Source organism: Allokutzneria oryzae, from assembly GCF_042429765.1.
Taxonomy (GTDB): Bacteria; Actinomycetota; Actinomycetes; order Mycobacteriales; family Pseudonocardiaceae; genus Allokutzneria; species Allokutzneria oryzae.
The window spans coordinates 170,784-191,709 of the sequence record NZ_JBHLZU010000019.1 but is presented as its reverse complement, the minus strand read 5'-3'; the positions used below and the strand labels follow the sequence as shown (position 1 = coordinate 191,709).

Genomic DNA, 20,926 nt, shown 5'->3' with positions numbered 1-20,926 from the left:
CTTGCTCAGTACCGTTCATGTGAGGCGCACTCATGGCACAACGCACTATCGTCCAGCTCATCGATGACTTGGACGGCAGCACCAGCAGTGACATTTCCCGCGTGGAGTTCGGCCTCGACGGTCTTACCTACGAGATCGACCTGAACGAGTCCAACGCCACCGCGCTGCGCGAGAAGCTCACCCCCTTTGTCGACGCCGCCCGCCGTATCGGTGGCCGCGCCAAGTCCGGCACCGCTGGCGGCCGCCGCGCCGCGGGGGAGGGGCGCAGCAAGGAGGAGACCAAGGCGATCCGCGACTGGGCCAAGGCCAACGGTCACGAGGTCTCCGACCGTGGCCGCATCCCGGGCAACGTGATCGAGGCGTTCGAGGCCGCGAAGGCCTGAGCGGGAGGGACCCGCTGCCGGACGGCAGCGGGTTTTTTCAGGCCGCGATATCTTTACTGCCTCGATAGCTTCAGTGTCGAGTGAAATCAATCCCACCTACAAAAGTCCCCTCCCAGCGATGAAAAACCGCCAGGAGGGGAAGGGCCTCAGAACTCGCCGACGTCGGTGACGTAGAGGACGGCGGTGCCCTGCTCGTCGGAGCCGGCCAGGTCGACCTCGGCGGTGATGCCCCAGTCGCGGTTGCCGTCCGGATCGTCGAAGGTCTGGCGGACGAGCCAGCGCTCCGGCTCCTCGGTGATCATCAGCAGCTCTGGGCCACGCGCGTCGGCACCGGTGCCGATCTCGTCGTACTCATCGAAGTACGCCTCGATGGCGTCCTGCCACGCGTCGGCGTCCCAGCCGTTGTGCTTGTCCAGCTCGCCGAGCTCGTAGTAGTCGCGGCGCGCCGCGAGCTCGACGCGGCGGAAGAGCTGGTTGCGCACCAGCACCTTGAAGGCGCGGGCGTTGGCGGTGACCGGAGGCGGTCCCTGGTCGACAGGTTCGGGCCGGACGCCCTCTTCTTCATCCTCGGGGTTGCGCAGCCGTTCCCATTCGTCGAGCAGGCTGGAGTCGACCTGGCGGACGAGCTCGCCGAGCCACTCGATGAGGTCGGTCAGCTCCTCGGTCTTGGCCTCGTCGGGGACGGTGTGCCGCAGGGCCTTGTAGACGTCGGCGAGGTAGCGCAGTACCAGGCCTTCTGAGCGGGCGACCTGGTAGAAGGACACGTACTCCACGAAGGTCATCGCGCGCTCGTACATGTCGCGGACGACCGACTTCGGCTGGATCTCGTAGTCGGCGACCCACGGGTGGCCGCGCCGGTACATGGCGTAGGCGGCTTCGAGCAGTTCGGCGAGCGGCTTCGGGTGGGTGACGTCCTCCAGCAGCGCCATCCGTTCCTCGTACTCGATGCCTTCGGCCTTCATCTTGTTGACGGCCTCGCCGCGCGCCTTGAACTGCTGCTGGGACAGGATCGGGCGCGGGTTCTCCACAATGGACTCGATCACCGAGACCACGTCGAGCGCGTAGGAGGGGGACTCGCGGTCGAGCAGGTCGATGGCGGCGAGCGCGAGCGGGGACAGCGGCTGGTTGAGCGCGAAGTCGAACTGGAGGTCGACGGTGAGCCGGACGCGGCGGCCTTCCTCGTCGGGCTCGTCGAGCCGTTCGACGACGCCCGCGGCGAGCAGGCCGCGGTAGATGGCGATGGCGCGGCGGATCAGCTTGCGCTGGGTGGGGCGGTCCTCGTGGTTGTCTTCGAGGAGGTGGCGCATCGCGGCGAAGGCGTCGCCGGGCCGGTTGATCACGTTGAGCAGCATGGAGTGGCTGACCTTGAAGGTGGAGGTCAGCGGTTCGGGCTCGGCGGCGATCTGGCGTTCGAAGGTGGGGCGGCCCCAGGAGACGAAGCCCTCTGGGGCCTTCTTGCGGACGATCTTGCGCTTCTTCTTGGGGTCGTCGCCCGCCTTGGCGATGGCGCGTTCGTTCTCGATGTCGTGGTCGGGGGCCTGGACGACGACGGTGCCGGCGGTGTCGTATCCCGCGCGTCCGGCGCGGCCGGCGATCTGGTGGAACTCGCGGGCCTTGAGGTGGCGGGTGCGGACGCCGTCGTACTTGCTGAGCGCGGTGAGCACGACGGTGCGGATGGGCACGTTGATGCCGACGCCGAGGGTGTCGGTGCCGCAGATGATCTTGAGGAGGCCGGCCTGGGCGAGTTGTTCGACGAGGCGGCGGTACTTGGGCAGCATGCCGGCGTGGTGCACGCCGATGCCGTGCCGGACCAGGCGGGAGAGGGTCTTGCCGAAGCCGGCCGTGAAGCGGAAGTTGCCGATGAGCTCGGCGATGGCGGCCTTCTCGGCCTTGGTGCTGACGTTGATGCTCATCAGGGACTGGGCGCGTTCGAGCGCGGCGGCCTGGCTGAAGTGCACGACGTAGACGGGGGCGCCCTGGGTGGCGAGCAGTTCCTCCAGGGTCTCCTGGAGCGGGGTCATGGCGTAGCGGTAGTGCAGGGGGATGGGGCGTTCGGTGTTGGCCACGACGGCGGTGGGGCGGCCGGTGCGGCGGGTCAGGTCGGTCTCGAAGCGCCGGACGTCGCCGAGGGTGGCGGACATGAGGATGAACTGGGCGCGGGGGAGTTCGAGGATGGGGACCTGCCAGGCCCAGCCGCGGTCGGGTTCGGAGTAGAAGTGGAACTCGTCCATGACGACCTGGCCGACCTCGGCGTCCGCGCCGTCGCGGAGGGCGATGTTGGCCAGGATCTCGGCGGTGCAGCAGATGATGGGGGCGTCGGAGTTGACGCTGGAGTCCCCGGTCATCATGCCGACGTTGGCCGGGCCGAAGGTGTCGCAGAGCGCGAAGAACTTCTCCGAGACCAGTGCCTTGATCGGGGCGGTGTAGAAGCTGCGTTGACCGTTGGCCATGGCGGTGAAGTGGGCGCCGACCGCGACGAGGCTCTTGCCGGAGCCGGTCGGGGTGCTGAGGATGAGGTTGGCGCCGGAGACGATCTCGATGAGGGCCTCTTGCTGGGCCGGGTAGAGGTCAAGTCCCTGGCCGCCTGTCCACGTGGTGAAGGCGTCGAAGAGCGCGTCGGGGTCTGCGCTGCCTGGCAGCTGGTCGGTGAGCGTCATGGTGCCTCCGATCGTGCCTGGTCGCTCCGGTGGGGCGCACGCCGGGTCGAGGATCGGTTGAAGATCGTCGGTGTCGGGTGTGCGGGTGGTCGTCGGTGCGTGGTTCACGCGTGCTGGGCATGCAACTGTGTGTGTATGTTGATGTGGTGATTTGTCCCAAGTGTCAGAACGTGATGCAGACCGTGGACCGTCAGGGTGTCCACATCGAGCAGTGCACCGGATGCCGGGGCATTTTCCTCGATCGGGGTGAGCTGGAGCAGATCGCTCAGGCGGAGCAGCGGTACTACAGCGCGCCTCCGCAGTACCAGCAGGCGCCTCCGCCGCCCTACCACCACGACTCGCCGCGCCCGTACCACGGTGGTCATCACGACTCTCCTCGTCCGTATCGGCAACACGGCGGTCACCACGGCGGCTATCACGATTCGCCGAAGCCGTACGGGCACAAGCGGAAGAAGAGCTTCTTCGACCAGCTCTTCGACTGATCCAGGTTCCGCGTGAACCTGTTGATCTGCCCGGCGTGCGGGGATCGGACGGATGTCCCGCGTGTCGAGGAGGCTCCGCCGGTGGTGGTGTGCGTTGCCTGCGGCCATCGGCGGGCCTTTCGTCGTCTTCCGCTGTTGTGCTTGACGGGGCCGAGTGGCACGGGGAAGTCGACGGTGTGCCGGGAGCTCGCCGCGCGCCTGTCCGACCACGTCGTTGTCCTGGAGCAGGACGTTCTGTGGGTTGAGGGGTTGCGTGACCCCGCGGAGAACCATCGGGCGTTCCGGTCGACGTGGCTGCGGATGATCTCGATGATCCAGCAGAACGGTCGGCCGGTGGTGTTGTGCGGGACGGTGGTTCCGCCGGAGTTCGAGCCGTTGCCGGAGCGGGTGTTGTTCTCCGAGGTGCACTACCTGGCGTTGATGTGCGAGCCGGGTGTGCTGGCGGAGCGGTTGCGGCGGCGGCCGGCGTGGCGTGGTTGGTCGGAGCCGCGCATCGAGGAGACGCTGGAGTACGCGCAGTGGCTGCGTGATGAGGGTGCGCGCTTGTCGCCGCCGGTGGGGTTGTTGGACACCACGGATGTTCCGGTCGGGGAGACCGTGGACGCGGTGTGCGCTTGGGTGGCGGAAACCTTGGGCCTTGTGGAGGCGCGGTAGCGCGCGCGTGGTGTCACCCGCATAGGGTCTTGCGTATGAGCACTCACTTCGACGTCGTGGTTCTGGGCGCGGGCCCGGGCGGGTACGTGGCCGCGATCCGGTCGGCCCAGCTCGGGCTGCGGACGGCGATCATCGAGGAGCGGTACTGGGGCGGGGTCTGCCTCAACGTGGGCTGCATTCCCTCGAAGGCGCTGTTGCGCAACGCCGAGCTGGCGCACTTGTTCCAGCATGAGGCGAAGGCCTATGGCATCCGGGTGGACGGTCAGGTCTCCTTCGACTACTCGGCGGCGTTCCAGCGCAGCCGGAAGGTGGCCGACGGGCGCGTCAAGGGCGTGCACTACCTGATGAAGAAGAACTCGATCACGCAGTTCACCGGGCGTGGGGAGTTCCAGGACGCGAACACGATCCGGGTCGGCTCGGACGTGGTGACCTTCGACCACTGCATCATCGCGGCGGGGGCGACGACGAGGTTGCTGCCGGGGACGGCGTTGGGGCCGAGGGTGGTGACCTATGAGGAGCAGATCCTCAGTGAGTCGCTGCCGGAGAGCATCGTGATCGCCGGTGCCGGCGCGATCGGTGTCGAGTTCGCGTATGTGCTGCACAACTACGGCGTCAAGGTCACGATCGTGGAGTTCGCCGATCGGGTGGTGCCGCTGGAGGACGTCGAGGTGTCGGCGGAGCTGGCCAAGCGGTACCGGCGGCTGGGCATCGAGGTGCTGACGTCGACGAAGGTGGAGTCGATCGAGGACACCGGTCGTGGTGTGCGGGTCGCTGTGTCCACAAAGGACGGCCAGCGGGTGCTGGAGGCCGACAAGGTCATGCAGGCCATCGGTTTCGCGCCTCGGGTGGAGGGCTACGGTCTGGAGCGCACGGGGGTGCGGCTGACCGAGCGCGGCGCGATCGACATCGACGGCCGGTGCCGGACGAGCGTGCCGCACATCTTCGCGATCGGTGACGTGACGGCGAAGCTGATGCTGGCGCACGCCGCGGAGTCGATGGGTGTCATCGCGGCGGAGACCATCGCCGACGCGGAGACGATGGAGCTGGACTACGTGATGATCCCGAGAGCGACGTACTGCCAGCCGCAGATCGCCAGCTTCGGGTGGACCGAGGCGCAGGCCCGGGAGAAGGGTTTCGACGTCAAGGTGGCGAAGTTCCCGTTCACCGCGAACGGCAAGGCGCACGGGCTCGGGGAGACGGCGGGCTTCGTGAAGATCATCAGCGATGCGACGCACGGTGAGCTGCTGGGTGCGCACCTGATCGGGCCGGAGGTCACGGAGCTGCTGCCGGAGCTGACGCTGGCGCAGCAGTGGGACCTGACGGTGCACGAGGTGGCGCGGAACGTGCACGCGCACCCGACGCTGGGCGAGGCGGTGAAGGAGGCCGTCCACGGCCTCGCCGGTCATATGATCAATATGTGACGCACGAGCTGCCGAAGACGAGCGAGCCCGCGACTCGGGCGTTCCTGCTGGCCGGGTACACGCGGCTGGAGGACTTCACCGGGGTGAGCGCGGAGGAGTTGCTGGCGCTGCACGGTGTGGGGCCGAAGGCGGTCCGGTTGTTGCGGGAGGCGTTGGCGGAGCGGGGTATGTCGCTGGCCGGTGAGTGAGCGGGGTGCTATCTTTCGCGCCATGCAGCGCGCAGTGGTGACGACGACGCCGGAGACCGTCCCGGCGCGCTGACTGATGTCTGACACCAAGCCCCGGGGCGAGTGCCCCGGGGCTTCGTCTTGTGGTCACTCGCCTCGCTTCTTCCGCGAGGAGACCGTGATGCACGACCACCGCAAGCTCGGCCGTGAGCTGGACCTGTTCGACTCGGACCCGTTGATCGGGGCGGGGTTGCCGTACTGGCTGCCGGACGGCGCGGTGGTGCGGCACACCCTGGAGGAGTTCGTCCGCAGCCTGGAGCGGCGGGCGGGCTACAAGCACGTGTGCTCGCCGGTGTTGGGCAAGCGTGAGCTGTACGAGCTGTCGGGGCACTGGTCGCACTACAGCGAGGACATGTTCCCGCCGATGGATCTCGGTGGTGAGCAGGTCGTGCTGCGGCCGAGCTTGTGCCCGCACCACGCGTTGATGTTCCGGGCGCGGCCGCACAGCTACCGCGATCTGCCGTTGCGGATGGCCGAGCTGGGTGGGATGTACCGGGCGGAGCTGTCGGGGGTGCTCGGTGGGTTGAGCCGGGTGCGGGCGATCCAGCTCAACGACGCGCACGTGTTCTGCACTCCGGAGCAGGTGGCCGAGGAGGCTCGGGCGGCGCTGGAGCTGGTCCGCGAGGCGCACCGGGTGCTGGGGATCAAGCCGGTGCGGTACCGGTTGTCGTTGCCGGGGGCGGGTGGGAAGTACGTGGCCGATCCGTCGTTGTGGCGTCGGTCGGAGGCGGTGCTGCGCGAGGTTCTGTCCGATGTGGACTATGAGGAGGCCGAGGGGGAGGCCGCCTTCTACGGTCCGAAGATCGATGTCCAGATCGCCGACGGGGCGGGGCGCGAGTCGACCCTGTCCACCGTGCAGGTGGACTTCCACCAGCCTCGGCAGTTCGACCTGCACTACACCGGTCCGGACGGCGCCAAGCACCGGCCGGTCATGGTGCACCGCAGCGTCATCGGCAGCCTGGAACGGGTGGTGGCGCACCTGATCGAGCTGCACGGTGGTGCGTTCCCGGCGTGGCTGGCGCCGACCCAGGTGGTGGTGCTGCCGGTGTCGGAGTCGGAGCTGCCTCGGGCGGAGGAGTTCGCTCGGTCGGCTGACCTGCGGATGGAGGTCGTCGGGCCGGAGCGGGGGAGTCTGGGTGCGCGGGTGCGGGCGGCGCGGCTGGTGCCGTTCCAGGTGGTGATCGGCGCGCGGGAGGCCGCGTCGGGGCGGGCGTCGGTGCGGTTGCGGGACGGCGGGAAGTGGGAGCCTGCGCCGGTGGCGGAGGTGCTGGCGCGGATCAGCGCAGCTGCCCGGCCCGGTGCAGGTGATCGAGAATGATCTGGTCGACCGGGGCGACGCGGTCCCGGTCGGCGTGGGTCAGCCAGGTGATCTCCTCGATCTCGCTGTTCGGCGCGAGGGTGCCGGTGAACGTGGCGGTGTAGCAGGTCATCCGGACCTCGACGCCGGGCGCGTGCCCGTGTGCCTGGGCCTGGAAGGTGCCGACGTGCACGGCGCTGGTGGGGTCGATGGTGACGGTGAGCTCCTCGTCGATCTCCCGGACGAGGGTCTGGAGGTCGCTCTCGCCGGGATCGCGTTTGCCGCCGGGCAGGTAGAAGGTGTCCTTGCCGCGTGAGCGGGTGGACAGGATTCGTCCGGCGTCGAGGTGGATCCATGCGATCTTGTCGATGGTCATGGTGGCGATGCTAGGGGTGAGCTGATGTCGGTGGTCGCAGCGTTGCAGTTGGGGGCGTGCCCGTCGGGGACCGCCGCGACGGTGGAGAAGGTCCTGGGGTACGAGGAGGAGATCCGCGCCGCGCGGGCGGAGCTGGTGGTGTTGCCGGAGGCGGTGCTGGGTGGCTACCCGAAGGGCTCGTCGTTCGGCACTCGCGTCGGGTACCGGTTGCCGGAGGGGCGGGCGGAGTTCGCGGAGTACTTCGCACGGGCGGTGGAGGTGCCCGGTCCGGAGGTGGCGGAGCTGGCGGGGTTGTCGGCGCGGACCGGGGCGTCGCTGGTGGTCGGGGTGATCGAGCGTGCGGGTTCGACGCTGTACTGCACGGCGGTGTTCCTGGACCCGGTCCGCGGGGTGGTGGCCAAGCACCGCAAGCTGATGCCGACGGCGGCTGAGCGGCTGATCTGGGGCCAGGGGGATGGCTCGACGCTGCCGGTGGTGCCGACGGCGGTGGGTCTCGCCGGTGCGGTGATCTGCTGGGAGAACTACATGCCGTTGCTGCGGACGGCCATGTACGCCAAGGGGGTCCAGGTGTGGTGTGCGCCCACTGTGGACGATCGCGAGGTGTGGCAGTCCACGATGCGGCACATCGCGGTCGAGGGCCGTTGCTTCGTGGTGGGGTCCTGTCAGTTCCAGCCACCCGCGAGCCTGCCCGACTGGGACCCGAGGCGGCCAGTGGTCAACGGTGGGAGTGTGGTGGTCGGCCCGCTCGGTGACGTGCTCGCGGGTCCGCTGTGCGGGGAGGAGGGGCTGCTCACGGCGGAGATCGACGTGTCGGAGCTGCCGGGTGCCCGTTACGACTTCGACGTGACGGGCCACTACGCGCGCCCCGACGTCTTCACCCTCTCCGTCGACGAGACCCCCCGATCCCCCGTCACCTTCCACTCCTCCTGACCCCCTACGTGCCATTCGCGGGCTTATGGACCTTTTCGAGCGTGCTCAGAGGTCCATAAGCCCGCGAATGGCGGTCAGGCGGGGGGGTCCTCGTCGTCGATCGGGACGACCACGCGCGTGACGAGCTGAGCGGGTTCGGTCGTCGTGGGGTCGGTCAGGTAGGTCTCGCGGACGGGGCCGCGTGGGGTGTGGCCGCGTTCGTGGATCCACGCGAAGACCGCGTGGTAGGTCAGCGGGAGCTCCTCGAACGGTCCTACGTGGGTGATCACCGCCGCCGGGGTGCTCGGCAGTGTCTCGATGGCGACGCCGGGTGGTGTTGAGTCGGTCTCCACGGCGGCGGCGATGGCCAGTTCGGGGGTGAGGTCGACCGGGAACAGCCCGGCCACCGGGCCTTGTGGGGTGCCGATGGCGGGCAGGAGCCGGGCGACGCACTCGCCGTAGGCGCGGCCGATGTCCTCCGGGGCGCAGCTCGCGCGGGTGACGGCGTAGCGGCGGGCGGGTTCGCGGGTGAGGCTGACGTCCTTGCGCTGCAAGCCTTCCGTCATCAGCCGTTCGAGGGTGCGCAGTGCGCTGTGCTGGCGGCGGATCTGTGCGTCGAGGCGGTCCCGTTCGCCGCGCAGGACCCGGTCGCGGATGTCCTCGTCGCCGGTGAGCAGCTCGGCGATCGCGGGCAGTGGCACGTCGAGGGTGCGCAGCAACGCGATCGTGAGGGCGGCGCGGGTCTGGTCGCGGGTGTAGTAGCGGTAGCCGCTGCCGGCGTCGACGTGGGCGGGCCGCAGGAGGCCGAGGTCGTCGTAGTGGCGCAGCTGCTTGACGCTCAGGCGGCACAGCCGGGCGAAGCGGCCGATCGGGAACAGCTCGTCGGGCATGTGGCCAGTGTGGACTCTCCCACTGTGGGCGAGTCCAGCTTCACGCTTCGGTGGAGCGGAGCCTGCTCAGCTCGGCCGTCGTGCTCTCGCGGGTGGCCATGATGAAGGTGTGCAGCGCACGCAGGTGTTCGACGGGAACTCGGCGAGGTCGTCGTCGGTGGGTTCGATGAGCACGCGGCGGCGGTCGGCGGGGTCGGGGACGCGGCGGATGCAGCTGCGGTTGTACCGCGCGCACTCCGCACTGTGTGCACGTGCTGGCGGTGCTCTACGCGGTGGCGCAGCGCGTCGACGAGCATCCCGTTCTCGCTGTGACGTTGCGGTTTCCGGTTGTGCGGCCGGTGGACCCGGATTGGGTTGCGCTGGAAAGTATTGGCGTTGCGGGTTTCTACGGGGACTGAAACGCTGCCCGCATGTCGGAGAAGATCACGCCGTTCCGCGTCGAGATCCCCGAGGCCGACCTCGCCGACCTGCGCGAGCGGCTCACCCGCACGCGCTGGGCCGAACCCGAGACGGTCCAGGACTGGTCGCAGGGCGTGCCCCAGGCGTACCTGCGGGAGCTGTGCCGCTACTGGGCGCGGGACTACGACTGGCGGGCGGTGGAGGCGCGGCTGAACTCCTTCCCCCAGTACCGCACCGACATCGACGGCCTCGGCATCCACTTCCTGCACGTCCGGTCGCCGCACCCCACGGCGCTCCCGCTGGTCATGACGCACGGCTGGCCCGGCTCGGTCGTGGAGTTCCTCAAGGTCATCGAACCGCTGACCAACCCCGCCGATCCCGCTGACGCCTTCCACGTCGTGTGCCCGTCGCTGCCCGGCTACGGCTTCAGCGACAAGCCCACGCGCAGCGGCTGGAACGTCGAGCGGATCGCCGCGGCGTGGATCGAGCTGATGGCGCGACTGGGCTACGACCGCTACGGCGCGCAGGGCGGGGACTGGGGGACCAGCGTCACGTCGAGCATGGCCCAGCAGGCCCCGGACCGGCTCGTCGGCATCCACCTCAACCCGCCGCTGGCCGCGCCCGACCGGGCGACCTTCGGCGAGCTCACCGACGCCGAACGCGCGTCCGTCGACGACATCGAGCGCTCGCAGCGCTCGGAGAACGGCTACTCCGTCCAACAGGGCACCCGGCCGCAGACCCTGGGCTACGGGTTGGTCGACTCACCCGCGGGGCAGTGCGCGTGGATCCTGGAGAAGTTCCGCGCGTGGACCGACTGCGACGGCCACCCCGAGAACGCGCTCACCCGCGACGAGATGCTCGACAACATCACTCTGTACTGGCTGACCGCGACCGCGGCGTCCTCGGCCCGGCTGTACTGGGAGAGCATCGCCGACGTCACGCGGCTGTTCACCGAGTCCACAGTGGACACCATCGGCGTTCCGACAGGGGCGGCGATCTTCCCGAAGGAGATGCTGCGGCCGTCCCGGCGCTGGGCCGCCAAGCGGTTCACCGACATCCGCCAGTGGAGCGAGCTCGCCAAGGGCGGGCACTTCGGCGCGTTCGAGCAGCCAGGACTGTTCGTCGAGGACGTTCGGTCCTTCTTCCGCCTGGTGCGCTGACTCGGGCAGGCGCCAGGGCGAAATCCCGCATCGGGTGGACCGGGACCAAGGCGGAGTGGATCTTCGGTAAGACGGGATGCGGCCCCGCACCGCTACCGGAGGGAACCGCCATGGCCACCGTCGCCGCACCCGATCACGGCGCGACCGGACACAACACCGCGCACGCCTACTGGTTAGCCCGAGCGGCCAAGCTCGCCTACGCCGCGCCCGACGTCATCGACACCACCGCCCGGGAGTGGGGCTTCCACCGCGTCCGGCACCACCGCACCCCGCACCGCCAGCCGTTCCCGCTTGAGGACACGCAGGCGTACACCGCCGCCAGCGACAAGATGATCGTCGTGGCGTTCCGGGGCACCGAACCCCTGCGAATACGCGACTGGCTCTCCGACGTCAACACCCCGCCGTGGCCCGGCCCCGGTGGCAACGGCCTGGTCCACTACGGCTTCGGCCAAGCGCTGGAGTCGGTCTTCAGCGACGTCAAGGACGCCATCGACACCTTCCGCGACAACGGCCAGACGCTGTGGTTCACCGGCCACAGCCTCGGCGGGGCGCTGGCGATGCTGGCGGGCGCGAGCCTGTACTTCGAGGACCCTCGGCTGCTCGCCGACGGCGTCTACACCTACGGCCAGCCCAGGACCTGCGACCGCGTGCTCGCGGGCGCCTACGACGAGGCCTTCGTGAAGCGGATGCACCGCTACGTCAACAACAACGACATCGTCCCGCAGGTGCCACCGCAGCCGCTGTACCACCACGTCGACGCGCTGCACTACATCGACTCCACCGGCAAGATCCGCGACAGCGTGACGTTCCTCGGAGGCGTCACCGACCGGTTGAAGGGCCTCGCCGCGGACGTGTTCGCCCCGACCAGCGACGCGCTCCGCGACCACTGCATCGACAAGTACGTCACCGCGCTGGAGAAGAACCTCTCGTCAGCGTGACCTCGAAAGGCGCGAAGCCGTGCTTGCGGTAGAGCGCGAGTGCGGCTTCGTTACTGGCGTACGCCGTCACCGAGAACTCGTTCGCGCTGTGGCCACCCGCCCATTCGAAGAAGCGTTCGACCAACGCGGAGCCGATTCCGCGGCGCCGGTGCTCTGCCGCGACATGCATGCTCTCCAAGACGGCCACCACCGCGCCAGGACGAAGCGCGGAGGTGGCGATCCGCCCCGTGAGATGCCCTTCCACCTGGTCGTTCCTGGCCAGAAGGCACAAGCAGTCCGCGCTGTCGACGAGCTGGCCGTAGTACGCGGCGCCCTCCCGCGCCGGCCAGCCGGTGTCCATGAAGGGATCGCGCCGACCACCGTCCTCGGCAAAAAGTCGACTCGCGGAGAGTATGAGATCAGGAATGTCGGCCTTGGTTGCTACGACGATTTCTGGGTTCATGTTCGTGACATTAACATGCTCTTTTTTAATTAATTATTCCCGGGAGGCCGTCCGTGGCGGCTGGCGGGTGGTGATGCCGCCGCTGACACAACGCCCGGCCGGTCCGGGCGTCCTACGAAGACAGACGGAGAGGTAACCGGAACAGGTGAGGTGATGATCACGTGCTCATCGATCAGGGCGTGCCCTGGTTGTGCGCGCGAGTGGCGGGTGGCTGCGGTGCGCCACCGATGCCGGGGGCACGGCGGCCGCTGTGGCTCGAACGGGGACACGCGGCGGTGGCTGAACGCGGGTCACTAGGGTTGATCACGTGAAGTGGCGTCGTGGTGGCTGGGAGCGGGTGCCCGCTCCTTCCGCAGAAGCAGTGACCTCAGTGGTGAACCCGCACCGTCCGCCGACGATGAAGATCGCGGCGCAGCAACGGGCGGTCTCGATGCAGCCGGGGGCGGTGGATCTGGACTTCGGGGTGTCCGGGGCTCGGTGGCTGATGCTGGGCGGCGGGATCTCCGGGTTCCTCGCCGTGGTGTGCGCCGCCGTGCTCACCGACGGGGAGACCCACCCGTGGGTCTGGCTGTGGCAGATCGTCTCGGGCGCGGCGTTCCTGTGGTTCGTCGCGAGCGCGCGCAGGTCGCTGCGCGGGCGCGGGCTGATCGTGGACCGGCGCGCGTTGTGGTGGCGTGCGGAGGGGACGCTGCACGCGGTGCCGTGGCAGGAGATCGGCGCGGTCGGGATCAGCTCGCGCCCGCTGCTGGACCGCACAAGCGTCGTGCACCCGGACAAGCGGATGGGCCTGGAGGTCTTCCCCGCGGACCCGGCCTTCCCCGCGCGCTACCCGCAGCTGGACCCGTGGCGGGTGGACGAGCCGCCTCCGCGCGAGGGGCTGCCCGCGACGCGATACCGGTTCCCGTTGCCGCCCGCGGGGAAACTGCCGGGCAGGGTCGAGGACGCGGTGCAGGACGTCGCGGCGAACGCGTGGGTCGGCCGCTACCGGGTCGAGGCGCCGGTCTCCGCCTGAGAAGGACGTGCCAGTGGACGGGAGTCTCCTGCGGGAGGCTCCCGTTCGCTGTGTCAGCGGGTGAGCCTGCCCGCGGCCTCGCGTTTGCGTCGGGCCACTTCCTCTGTGAAGGCCGCGATGGCGCGCAGCTGGTCGTCGTCGTAGTCGGCGCACAGGTCGACGACCATGCGCACGTAGTCCTCCAGCAGCACCGCCGCGCCGTGCAGGCGGTCGCGGTTGATCTCCACCAGCAGTCGCCTGCGGTCCTGGGGGTGCGGGGTCCTGCGGGCGAAGCCCTTCTCCTCCAGCCGGTTGATCAGGCCGGTGATCGAGGCTGGGGCGAGTCCGCAGTGCCGGGACAGCTCGCCGGGGGTGAGCGCGCCGCTGTTCTCCAGCAGCTCCAGTGCCTTCTCCTCGACGGGGGACAGGCCTTGCATGTCGGCGACGGCGGAGTGGAGGGTCACGGCGGCGGCGGTGAGTTGCCTGCCCGCGGCGAGAACCTGGTGTACGAGCTCGTCCCGACTGTTGGCCACGGTCAAGATCATATCTAGACGTTCGTTCGGCGAACGAAATGAAAGTCGAAGTCATGTTCGTTGTGGCCAGGTGTCGTGGACCGGCCGCGTCGGGTCTGCTGGCCGGCCAGGGGGAGGGGTCGCCGTAGTGCTCGCCGAGAACGCGGGCGGACATGCCTGACCAGAAGTGATCAGTCGCTGGCGGCGCGATGGCCGGCCACGCGGGTCATGCCTCGGGTATCGCCAGATAGCGGTGCGCGACGTGTCGGCACGCCTCAAGGAGCTCGGCTGGGTGCACGTCTGTGAGGTCGGTGTCGAACGTGGCGAGAATCCCGGCGATGCCCGCCCATGACCAGGCGCCGACAGTGAGGCGGCAGTGGTGGGTGTCGAGGTGTTCGACCACGGAGCCCCCGGGGGCCCAGCGCGCCACGATGCTCGCGGGCAGGTTGAGCCGTGCGCTGCCGGTGCACTGCCAGGCAGCGGGGGTGTCGCCGCGATCGTGGCTGCTCATGACGAAGGGGGCGATGTCGCCGCCGGGCAGGTCACGGTGGCTGAAGTGGGAGGTTGTGGGGCGGGGGTGCAGCCGGTCCACGCGGTGTACTCGCCACTGGTGATCGTCGAGGTCGTAGACGACGACGTACCACCGGCCCGCCCACACGACGAGGTGATGAGGCTCGATGCGACGGGCGGCGGCGAAGTCCTGGTCTTCGGGGGCGGGGCGTGTCCCGTCGGGGCGCAGGAGTTCGGTGACGAGAACGCGGCGGTGTCGTACTGCGGTGCCGACGGCGCTGAGCGCGGCGGAGTCGATGGGTGGCGCGGGGAACTCCCAGTAGTTCTGCAGCCGGGTCAGCCGCAGGGATTCCATCGCGGCGCGCAGCGTCTCGGGCACGGCTTGCTGCAAGGTGGCCAGTGCCCGGGCGGTGTCGTCCTGCAGGTCGAACACGGTGCTGGGCGCGGTCTGCAGCGCGACGGCGATCGCGAGCGCCTGGTCGTGGTCGAACAGCAACGGCAAGGTGTGTCCGGAGCCGAGCCGGTAGCCGCCGTCGGGACCGCGAACGGTCGTGATCGAGTAGCCGAGTCCGCGCAGGGTGTCCAGGTCGCGGCGGACCGTGCGCTCGCTGACTTCAAGCCGGGCGGCCAGCTCGCGCAGCGGCCACTGCCGGCGCGATCCCAGCAGGGACAACAGCCGCAACGCTCGATGCGAGGTGCTCGCCACCATCCCATCCTGGCACCCGTACTGGTCACTCGGTGTCCACTACCGGTGTCACTGTCTGGCTCGGACAAGTGATCACTGAGCAGTGGAGGATGGATGAGCATGCGCGTCGTCGTGGTCGGGGGCGGGATCGGCGGGCTCGCATTGGGTGCCGGGCTGCGGCGCGGCGGGTATCAGGTGGCGGTGTTCGACCGCGACACCGATGTCACCGCGACCGGCGGCTACCACATCACCCTTGACCAGCGGGCGCAGTCGGCGTTGGAGCGGTTGGTGGCGCCGGAGATCATGCGGCGGCTGCTGGCGTCGGGGTCGGCGCTGCGGCTGCGGGAGCGGGACGCGTTCTGGGACCGGCGCGGCCGTCTGCTCGGGCACGGCCCGGACCTGACCGGCAGCGCGAGCATCGACGTCGATCGCATCACGCTGCGCACGCTGCTGGCCGAAGCAGTCGGTGAGGACCTGCATCTCGGGCGGGATGTGTCGGGTGTCGATCACGACGAGCACGGGAGGCCGCGGGTGGCGTTCGCCGACGGCACGTCGGTCACCGCCGATCTGGTTGTCGGCGCCGACGGTACCCACTCGGTCGTCGCCCGGCACCTGGCGGCAGGCCCGACCAACCGCCCGGCCGGCATCATCGGATTCTCCGGGCGCACCCGACGCGCCGACCTCAGCCCCGCTGAGCAGCGGCGCCTCGGGCCGCGCTCGGCGCTGGCGATCGGCCCGCGCGGCGCCGCGCTCTACATCGGGTTCCTCGACCCGGTCGGCAACGCCGCCCTCGACGCCCCTGAGCTGCGGATGTCGGTCACCACCGGCCCCACCTACATCTGGGGCGCGATGTTCCCCGAATCCGCCCAGACCGAATCCCTGCGCGACCTGCATGGCGCCCAGTTGCAAACCGCGCTGCTCGACCGGTTCCGCGCCCGTGGGTGGGCCGATCGCACGCTGGAGGTCATCGCCCGCGCCGATCCTGCCAGCGTGGCCGCGTACCGGTTCAACGCCGCCTCGACCCGCGCCACCGACCTCGCGCCGTGGAATGCCGGCCGTATCACGGCCCTCGGCGACGCCGTCCACGCCACACCACCCACCGCCGGCATGGGTGCGGGCGCGGCCATCCGTGACGCCGCTGACCTGCTCGACCAGCTCACCGCGACCATCGACGGCACCACGACGCTCGCCGACGCGGTCGGGCGCTTCGAGGCCGGGATGCGCCAGCGCGGCGGCGAAGTCCTCACCCTGGCCATGAAGACCGTCCGTTTGATCCTGGCCACCGACACCACCCTCGGTGCCGCGGCCACTGCGGTGGCCACCCCGATCCTGGCCGCGGCCACCCGGCTGCGGCGCTGACTGCCCACCCCACGGGGGCCTTCCCGGTCAGCACAGGCTGGGCGAGTTCGTCGTCGATGTCGACATCGGGGTTGCCCGGGTAGCGGGCGGCGATCCGCCTGCGGCTCAACGGGATGGCGCGCATCGACATGATAACCATTTTCGTCTAGCCTTGCTGTGTCCTCCTGCCCGACGCGTTGACGTGGAGCCGCTCGTGATCGTCCCCGGCCTGGTATCGGTGACCTTCCGCCAGTTGTCCGTGCCCGAGATCGTGCGGCTGACCGCCGACACCGGGCTGAAGGCCGTCACGTGGGGCGGTGACGTCCACGTGCCCGTCGGCGACCTCGCCGCCGCGGAGCGCGCCCGGACCCTGACCGCCGACGCCGGACTGGTCGTGGAGGGCTACGGCTCTTACTACAAGGCCGGTGACTCCGACCCCGCCTCCTTCGCGGACGCCCTGCGCACCGCCGTCGCGCTGGGCGCGCCGACAATCAGGGTGTGGGCGGGCGTCGCGGGCTCGGCCGACATCGACCCGCGACAGCGGGATGCTGTCACCGAGGACCTGCGCCGCTGCGCGGAACTCGCCGCCGTGCACGGAGTGCGGGTCGCGGTCGAGTACCACGTGGAGACGCTGACCGACGACATCGACTCCGCGACGCGGCTGTTCGACGACGTCGACGCGCTTGTGCCGTACTGGCAGCCGAAGGAAACACCGGAGGTGGACGCGTGCCTGAAGGAGGTGCGGTCGCTGCTGCCACGGCTCCGGACGGTGCACGCCTTCTCCTGGGGCCCGGACGGTTTCACCGAGCGGTTGCCGCTCGCCGCGCGCGCCGACCTGTGGCGACCAGTGCTCGCCGAGCTGGGCTCCGACGACCAGGACCGGTTCGTGCTGCTGGAGTTCGTTGTCGAGGACTCGCTTGAGGCCTTCCGAGCAGACGCCTCGGCCCTGCTTGAGTGGTCTACTGTGGACTGATGCGAGCCGACCGGGTCACCGACTGGCTGAACGAGAACGTCATCGCCCTGAGCGGGGTGGAACCCGGGGTCGGCGTTGACGACATCGAACCCCTCGCCGAGGTGCTCGCCGACGTGCGCGTCGTCGGGCTCGGCGAAGCCACCCACGGCACCCGCGAGTTCTTCACGCTCAAGCACCGGCTGGTCGAGTTCCTGGTGCGGCGACTGGGTTTCACCGTCTTCGCCCTGGAAGCCGGGGTGGCCGCCTGTCGCGCGGTCAACGACTACGTCGTCGACGGGGTCGGCACCGCGAGGCAGGCGCTGGCCACCGTCGGCTTCTGGACCTGGCACACCGAGGAAGTGCTCGCGCTCGTGGAGTGGCTGCGGGCGCACAACGCGGAGCTCCCCGCGCGGCGGCGCGTGCGGTTCCGGGGGATCGACCCGCTCGACGAGCCGGGTGCTGACCAGTGGACGGCCGACCGGGCGCGGGAGATCACCGCGCTGCCCGCCTTGTCCACCAAGGGAAGTCACCTGCGCGACAAGTACATGGCCGAGGCCGTGCAGCGCATCCTCGACGCCGAGGAGCCCGGGACCCGCGTGATGCTCTGGGCGCACAACGGCCACCTCGCGCGCGGCGTCGGCACCAGCCTGGGCTCGCACCTGGCAGACCGGTACCGGCGGCAGTACTACGTGCTCGGCTTCGCCGCCTACGAAGGCGGGTTCCAGGCGTTGCGGTTCCCCGGCGGCAAGCTCACCGAGCTCGTTCTCGGCCCCGCGCGACCGGGCAGTGTGGAGTGGCAGCTCTCGCGGGTCCGCGAGCGGGCCTTTCTCGTCGACCTCCGGCCCGCGCCCGGTGACGAGCGGGTCGCGCGATGGGTGCGCCGCAAAACGAAACTCCGGGCATTCGGCTCGATGGTGTTCCTGTGGCCGCTCATGCGGAAAACCAGTGCGACCGTCCGGCCGTGCGAGTACGACGGCCTCGCCTTCGTGCGGATGACGACCAGAGCGCGGCCATTGACCGCGCGGTGACCGCCATTCCGCCTCCATCGCCACGATCCCCCATGTGAGCTGGGGAAACAACTGTTTGACTTCTGGGGAAATATCCCTGGTGGCTCGCTCCGGCAATCTCGGAATCCATTGCGCTTGTGTGCGCGGACATTTTCTGAGTATACGATCCGGGTGATGCGTTGCCTCGGTGAATGATCATCCGGGTCGAGTGACGAAAACGCTTTACGGGTGGCCGATCCTGTTCCGACTTCTCGGATCGGCCTACCCCGTGCTGCGTCCAGCCCACCACTGCGTACGAACTAGCGAGGTTATCCGTGAGCGCAGTACACATCGCCCAGACGAAGCCGGTCGCCTCGAAGGACGTCGAGGCCAACCTGACCCAGCTGGAGTACCTGGCGCTGAACAGCTCCATGAACCTGGCCGACGGCCACGCCAGGCAGTTCCTCACCCCGGGGCAGGCGGTGATCATCGACGACCTGGCGAACATCTTCCGGGAGTCGGAGACGACCCCGGTCGAGGAGCTGGAGATCCGGGCCCACCAGGCGTTCTTCGGGGTGCTCGGGCAGCACTCCTATCCCGGCGCCGACGGCAGGGTGCTGGCCTGCTACTCCTCCTCGGTGGCGATGGAGATCCTCTCGCGCTCCCTGGTGACCAAGATCGACCGGATGGCCCTCGTCCACCCCACCTTCGACAACATCCCGGACATCCTGCGCGGCGTCGGCATCACGCTGACCCCGTTGGAGGAGGACGTGCTGCACGGCGGCGACCTCGACGCGCGGCTGCTGGACTCCGTCGGCGCGGTCTTCGTCACCACGCCGAACAACCCCACCGGTCGCGTGGTGCCGGAGGAGCGGCTGCGCCGCCTCGCGGAGCAGTGCCGCGAGCACGACGTCGTGCTGTGCCTGGACACCTCCTTCCGCGGCTTCGACATCTCCGCGCAGTACGACCACTACGCGGTGCTGGAGGGCAGCGGCTGCCGCTGGGCGGTCGTTGAGGACACCGGCAAGCTCTGGCCGACCCTGGACCTCAAGATCGGCTGGCTGGTCACATCGGCCAACCTGGGCCTGCCGGTCGGCAAGATCTACTCCGACATCCTGCTCGGGGTCTCGCCGATGATCCTCACGCTGGTGCGCCGCTTCGCCGAGGACGCGGCCGACGGCGGCCTCGCCGACCTGCAGAAGTTCATCCAGCACAACCGCACGGTCCTGCGCACCGCGCTGGACGGCGTGCCCGGCATCCACTTCCCGGACCTGCACAGCCGGGGCAGCGTGGAGCGCATCCACACCGGCACCCGCTCCTCGATGGAGGTGTGGTCGGCGCTGCGCGACCGGGGCGTCTACGCGCTGCCCTGCCACAAGTTCCACTGGGCCGACCCGGCAGGCGGCGACAGCACCCTGCGCATCGCGCTCGCCCGCTCCACGGAGTCGCTCACCGAATGCGCCAGGATCATCCGCGAAGTGCTGCTGGAGCTCTGATGACCGTCGAGGCCGTTGCCCTCGCGCGCGAGAGCGCCGGACCGTCCTCGCACGCGCGCCGGTGGACCCCCGAGGTGGTGCAGGGCGGCGAGCCCGCCGAACCGTTCACCCTCGGGCCCGGCTACCTGGACCAGGCACTGCTTCCCGTCGACCTGATGCGGGAGGCCTACTCGCGGGCCCTGACCGAGTACGGCGCGGCGGCTCTGGGGTACGGCCTCGACAACGGCGCGCTCGACCTGCGGGCGGCGCTGGCCCAGCGCGCGTCCACAGTGGACGGGATCCCGTGCGCGCCGGAGCAGGTGCTCGTGACTGCGGGCACCACCCAGGCGCTGAACCTGGTGTGCACGGCGCTTGCCGCCCGCGGTGACCCCGTGCTCGTCGACACCCACTCCTACGACCTGGGCAGGCAGATCATCACCGACGCCGGGCTGCCGACCAGGGCGGTGCCAGGCGACTCCGAGGGGATGGACCCGGCGGCCCTGGAGCGGGCGATCACCAGCCACCGCGGGCGCGTCGGTTTCCTCTACCTCAATCCGACCTTCCACAACCCCACCGGCATCGTCGTCCCTCGTCGGCGGCGTGAGGAGCTGCTGCGGGTCGCCGCCCGGCACGGTGTGCTCGTGGTGGAGGACGACGCATACGCTGAGCTGAGCCTGGACGGGGGCTCGGCGCCGCCGTCGCTGGCTGCGCTCGCCGGGTACCACGGCGTGATCCGGCTCGGCTCCTTCGCGAAGACGCTGGCGCCCGGACTGCGACTCGGCTGGCTCCAGACCAACGCCGAGCTGGCCGAGAAGCTGGTGACGCGCGGGGCCTTCGTCAGCGGCGGCTGCCTCAACCACACCACGTCCCTCGCGGTCACGACGCTGCTGCGGGACGGCGGCTACGACCGCCACCTGCGGTGGCTGCGGACCCAGCTGGCCGCACGGCGCGACGCGCTCGCCGACGTGCTGCGCGCACGGCTGCCGGAGGAGATCGACTTCGCCCTGCCGGGCGGCGGCTTCTTCCTGTGGCTGCGCTCGGCGGCCCGCGTCGCCGAGGACGACCTGGTCGCCGCCGCCAGCCGGGCCGGGGTGGGCGTCGCGCCGGGCGCGCGCTTCGGCGCGCACGAGCAGGCGCGCATCCGCCTCGCCTACAGCTTCACCTCACCCCGGCGGCTGGCCGACGCGGCCGAGCTGCTCGCCGCCGCGTGGTGCCAGACCCTCCGAGGATAGGAGCTTGCCG

At 69.8% G+C, this 20,926-nt stretch carries 22 protein-coding genes; 16 read left to right on the top strand and 6 right to left on the bottom strand.

Going from position 1 to position 20,926, the window contains the following annotated elements; all coding sequences use genetic code 11:
• Positions 1-32: 32 nt before the first annotated feature.
• The gene (locus ACFFQA_RS24280) at positions 33-383 is read left to right on the top strand and encodes a histone-like nucleoid-structuring protein Lsr2 (RefSeq protein ID WP_377856516.1); all 351 of its coding nucleotides are present in this window, start codon (positions 33-35) and stop codon (positions 381-383) included.
• A gap of 146 nt (positions 384-529) precedes the next feature.
• On the opposite strand, the gene ACFFQA_RS24275 is transcribed toward ACFFQA_RS24280, so the two are convergent.
• Positions 530-3,040: a DEAD/DEAH box helicase gene (locus ACFFQA_RS24275; RefSeq protein WP_377856513.1), complete on the bottom strand. Its 2,511-nt coding sequence runs from the start codon at positions 3,038-3,040 to the stop codon at positions 530-532.
• A 119-nt stretch (positions 3,041-3,159) separates the two neighbouring features.
• On the opposite strand from ACFFQA_RS24275, the gene ACFFQA_RS24270 reads away from it, so the two are divergent.
• From ACFFQA_RS24270 to thrS, 5 genes are all read left to right on the top strand, one after another.
• Positions 3,160-3,522 carry a TFIIB-type zinc ribbon-containing protein gene (locus ACFFQA_RS24270; protein ID WP_377856609.1) on the top strand — a complete coding sequence of 121 codons (363 nt, stop codon included), beginning with the start codon at positions 3,160-3,162 and terminating at the stop codon, positions 3,520-3,522.
• A 24-nt stretch (positions 3,523-3,546) separates the two neighbouring features.
• The gene (locus ACFFQA_RS24265; RefSeq protein ID WP_377856606.1) at positions 3,547-4,176 is read left to right on the top strand and encodes an ATP-binding protein; all 630 of its coding nucleotides are present in this window, start codon (positions 3,547-3,549) and stop codon (positions 4,174-4,176) included.
• A gap of 35 nt (positions 4,177-4,211) precedes the next feature.
• Complete coding sequence (gene lpdA, locus ACFFQA_RS24260; protein WP_377856510.1) at positions 4,212-5,597, top strand: dihydrolipoyl dehydrogenase; 1,386 nt, start codon at positions 4,212-4,214, stop codon at positions 5,595-5,597.
• A complete protein-coding gene (locus ACFFQA_RS24255; RefSeq protein WP_377856507.1) occupies positions 5,594-5,785 on the top strand; it encodes a helix-hairpin-helix domain-containing protein in 192 nt (63 codons plus the stop codon). Before lpdA ends, ACFFQA_RS24255 begins: the two co-directional genes overlap by 4 nt.
• Before the next feature lie 160 nt (positions 5,786-5,945).
• On the top strand, positions 5,946-7,142 hold the full coding sequence (gene thrS, locus ACFFQA_RS24250) for a threonine--tRNA ligase (RefSeq protein ID WP_377856504.1): 1,197 nt from the start codon (positions 5,946-5,948) through the stop codon (positions 7,140-7,142).
• On the opposite strand, the gene ACFFQA_RS24245 is transcribed toward thrS, so the two are convergent.
• Entirely contained in the window at positions 7,102-7,497 is a 396-nt protein-coding gene (locus ACFFQA_RS24245; protein WP_377856501.1) for an NUDIX hydrolase, read from the bottom strand. The genes thrS and ACFFQA_RS24245 overlap by 41 nt on opposite strands.
• 24 nt (positions 7,498-7,521) lie before the next feature.
• Here ACFFQA_RS24245 and ACFFQA_RS24240 point away from each other — a divergent pair, with 24 nt between their 5' ends.
• Positions 7,522-8,427 (top strand): carbon-nitrogen hydrolase family protein, encoded by a 906-nt coding sequence (locus tag ACFFQA_RS24240; protein ID WP_377856498.1) that lies wholly within the window; start codon positions 7,522-7,524, stop codon positions 8,425-8,427.
• A gap of 74 nt (positions 8,428-8,501) precedes the next feature.
• Here the strand turns inward: ACFFQA_RS24240 and ACFFQA_RS24235 are convergent, their stop codons facing one another.
• Positions 8,502-9,296 carry a MerR family transcriptional regulator gene (locus ACFFQA_RS24235; protein ID WP_377856495.1) on the bottom strand — a complete coding sequence of 265 codons (795 nt, stop codon included), beginning with the start codon at positions 9,294-9,296 and terminating at the stop codon, positions 8,502-8,504.
• A gap of 251 nt (positions 9,297-9,547) precedes the next feature.
• Here ACFFQA_RS24235 and ACFFQA_RS24230 point away from each other — a divergent pair, with 251 nt between their 5' ends.
• From ACFFQA_RS24230 to ACFFQA_RS24220, 3 genes are all read left to right on the top strand, one after another.
• On the top strand, positions 9,548-9,694 hold the full coding sequence (locus ACFFQA_RS24230; RefSeq protein ID WP_377856492.1) for a hypothetical protein: 147 nt from the start codon (positions 9,548-9,550) through the stop codon (positions 9,692-9,694).
• A 12-nt stretch (positions 9,695-9,706) separates the two neighbouring features.
• Entirely contained in the window at positions 9,707-10,855 is a 1,149-nt protein-coding gene (locus ACFFQA_RS24225; RefSeq protein WP_377856489.1) for an epoxide hydrolase family protein, read from the top strand.
• 110 nt (positions 10,856-10,965) lie between these two features.
• A complete protein-coding gene (locus ACFFQA_RS24220) occupies positions 10,966-11,793 on the top strand; it encodes a lipase family protein (RefSeq protein ID WP_377856486.1) in 828 nt (275 codons plus the stop codon).
• Here the strand turns inward: ACFFQA_RS24220 and ACFFQA_RS24215 are convergent.
• Positions 11,759-12,235 (bottom strand): GNAT family N-acetyltransferase, encoded by a 477-nt coding sequence (locus ACFFQA_RS24215; RefSeq protein ID WP_377856483.1) that lies wholly within the window; start codon positions 12,233-12,235, stop codon positions 11,759-11,761. The genes ACFFQA_RS24220 and ACFFQA_RS24215 overlap by 35 nt on opposite strands.
• 307 nt (positions 12,236-12,542) lie before the next feature.
• On the opposite strand from ACFFQA_RS24215, the gene ACFFQA_RS24210 reads away from it, so the two are divergent.
• Complete coding sequence (locus ACFFQA_RS24210; protein ID WP_377856480.1) at positions 12,543-13,247, top strand: hypothetical protein; 705 nt, start codon at positions 12,543-12,545, stop codon at positions 13,245-13,247.
• Positions 13,248-13,300: 53 nt separating this feature from the next.
• On the opposite strand, the gene ACFFQA_RS24205 is transcribed toward ACFFQA_RS24210, so the two are convergent.
• Both ACFFQA_RS24205 and ACFFQA_RS24200 read right to left on the bottom strand, forming a co-directional pair.
• The gene (locus tag ACFFQA_RS24205; protein ID WP_377856477.1) at positions 13,301-13,759 is read right to left on the bottom strand and encodes a MarR family winged helix-turn-helix transcriptional regulator; all 459 of its coding nucleotides are present in this window, start codon (positions 13,757-13,759) and stop codon (positions 13,301-13,303) included.
• Between the two features lie 205 nt (positions 13,760-13,964).
• Complete coding sequence (locus ACFFQA_RS24200; RefSeq protein WP_377856474.1) at positions 13,965-14,957, bottom strand: helix-turn-helix transcriptional regulator; 993 nt, start codon at positions 14,955-14,957, stop codon at positions 13,965-13,967.
• 90 nt (positions 14,958-15,047) lie between these two features.
• On the opposite strand from ACFFQA_RS24200, the gene ACFFQA_RS24195 reads away from it, so the two are divergent.
• The 5 genes from ACFFQA_RS24195 to ACFFQA_RS24175 all read left to right on the top strand — a co-directional run bounded on the left by ACFFQA_RS24195 (position 15,048) and on the right by ACFFQA_RS24175 (position 20,916).
• Positions 15,048-16,292, top strand: a complete 1,245-nt coding sequence (locus tag ACFFQA_RS24195) for an FAD-dependent oxidoreductase (protein ID WP_377856471.1) — start codon at positions 15,048-15,050, stop codon at positions 16,290-16,292.
• 193 nt (positions 16,293-16,485) lie between these two features.
• The gene (locus ACFFQA_RS24190) at positions 16,486-17,244 is read left to right on the top strand and encodes a sugar phosphate isomerase/epimerase family protein (RefSeq protein ID WP_377856468.1); all 759 of its coding nucleotides are present in this window, start codon (positions 16,486-16,488) and stop codon (positions 17,242-17,244) included.
• Entirely contained in the window at positions 17,244-18,251 is a 1,008-nt protein-coding gene (locus ACFFQA_RS24185) for an erythromycin esterase family protein (protein WP_377856465.1), read from the top strand. The genes ACFFQA_RS24190 and ACFFQA_RS24185 overlap by 1 nt, the downstream gene beginning before the upstream one ends.
• 293 nt (positions 18,252-18,544) lie before the next feature.
• Positions 18,545-19,705 (top strand): enduracididine biosynthesis enzyme MppP, encoded by a 1,161-nt coding sequence (gene mppP, locus ACFFQA_RS24180; protein WP_377856463.1) that lies wholly within the window; start codon positions 18,545-18,547, stop codon positions 19,703-19,705.
• Positions 19,705-20,916 carry an aminotransferase class I/II-fold pyridoxal phosphate-dependent enzyme gene (locus tag ACFFQA_RS24175; RefSeq protein WP_377856460.1) on the top strand — a complete coding sequence of 404 codons (1,212 nt, stop codon included), beginning with the start codon at positions 19,705-19,707 and terminating at the stop codon, positions 20,914-20,916. The genes mppP and ACFFQA_RS24175 overlap by 1 nt, the downstream gene beginning before the upstream one ends.
• The last annotated feature ends 10 nt before the right edge of the window (positions 20,917-20,926 follow it).

Bases quoted from the DNA above. Each gene is read 5' to 3' on its own strand.
- thrS (WP_377856504.1), top strand. From the start codon at position 5,946: ATGCACGACCACCGCAAGCTCGGCCGTGAGCTGGACCTGTTCGACTCG.
- ACFFQA_RS24215 (WP_377856483.1), bottom strand. From the start codon at position 12,235: ATGAACCCAGAAATCGTCGTAGCAACCAAGGCCGACATTCCTGATCTC.
- ACFFQA_RS24275 (WP_377856513.1), bottom strand. From the start codon at position 3,040: ATGACGCTCACCGACCAGCTGCCAGGCAGCGCAGACCCCGACGCGCTC.
- ACFFQA_RS24270 (WP_377856609.1), top strand. From the start codon at position 3,160: ATGCAACTGTGTGTGTATGTTGATGTGGTGATTTGTCCCAAGTGTCAG.
- ACFFQA_RS24280 (WP_377856516.1), top strand. From the start codon at position 33: ATGGCACAACGCACTATCGTCCAGCTCATCGATGACTTGGACGGCAGC.
- ACFFQA_RS24245 (WP_377856501.1), bottom strand. From the start codon at position 7,497: ATGACCATCGACAAGATCGCATGGATCCACCTCGACGCCGGACGAATC.
- ACFFQA_RS24235 (WP_377856495.1), bottom strand. From the start codon at position 9,296: ATGCCCGACGAGCTGTTCCCGATCGGCCGCTTCGCCCGGCTGTGCCGC.
- ACFFQA_RS24200 (WP_377856474.1), bottom strand. From the start codon at position 14,957: ATGGTGGCGAGCACCTCGCATCGAGCGTTGCGGCTGTTGTCCCTGCTG.
- lpdA (WP_377856510.1), top strand. From the start codon at position 4,212: ATGAGCACTCACTTCGACGTCGTGGTTCTGGGCGCGGGCCCGGGCGGG.
- ACFFQA_RS24195 (WP_377856471.1), top strand. From the start codon at position 15,048: ATGAGCATGCGCGTCGTCGTGGTCGGGGGCGGGATCGGCGGGCTCGCA.
- ACFFQA_RS24240 (WP_377856498.1), top strand. From the start codon at position 7,522: ATGTCGGTGGTCGCAGCGTTGCAGTTGGGGGCGTGCCCGTCGGGGACC.
- ACFFQA_RS24185 (WP_377856465.1), top strand. From the start codon at position 17,244: ATGCGAGCCGACCGGGTCACCGACTGGCTGAACGAGAACGTCATCGCC.
- ACFFQA_RS24225 (WP_377856489.1), top strand. From the start codon at position 9,707: ATGTCGGAGAAGATCACGCCGTTCCGCGTCGAGATCCCCGAGGCCGAC.
- ACFFQA_RS24175 (WP_377856460.1), top strand. From the start codon at position 19,705: ATGACCGTCGAGGCCGTTGCCCTCGCGCGCGAGAGCGCCGGACCGTCC.
- ACFFQA_RS24220 (WP_377856486.1), top strand. From the start codon at position 10,966: ATGGCCACCGTCGCCGCACCCGATCACGGCGCGACCGGACACAACACC.